The following is a 515-nucleotide window of genomic DNA, read 5'->3' as shown; positions in this document are numbered from 1 at the left end:
TCGGTGTGAAGAATGATGTTGCCATTTTCCACTTTGTCCATAAGACGATTAATGAGGATCTTCTCCGCACGGAATGAATCACGACGGTGGATCAAGTGAACTTCAGATGCGATGTTAGATAGGTACAGCGCTTCTTCAACCGCTGTGTTACCGCCGCCGACAACCGCTACTTTTTGGTTGCGGTAGAAGAAACCGTCACACGTAGCACATGCCGATACGCCGCGACCTTTGAACGCTTCTTCTGATTCCAGACCTAGGTATTTAGCGGATGCACCTGTTGAAATGATCAAAGCATCACAGGTGTACTCACCAGAATCACCTTTTAAACGGAATGGACGTTGAGACAGTTCAACTTCGTTGATGTGATCGAATACGATTTCTGTTTCGAAACGTTCCGCATGTTCTTTCATGCGTTCCATTAATGCTGGGCCTGTTAGGCCTTCTGCATCACCTGGCCAGTTTTCTACTTCTGTTGTAGTGGTTAGCTGACCACCTTGTTGCATTCCCGTCACAAG

General features: G+C 47.0%; 1 protein-coding gene. It reads right to left on the bottom strand.

The window, feature by feature from the left end:
• A partial coding sequence (locus tag R7Q48_RS31145; RefSeq protein ID WP_318134291.1) for an FAD-dependent oxidoreductase occupies positions 1-515 on the bottom strand: 515 nt, incomplete at both ends.

The sequence above is a fragment of the Vibrio sp. 378 genome, from assembly GCF_033339435.1.
The sequence above is the reverse complement of the archived record's forward strand: the minus strand, read 5'-3'. Positions and strand labels throughout refer to the sequence as shown.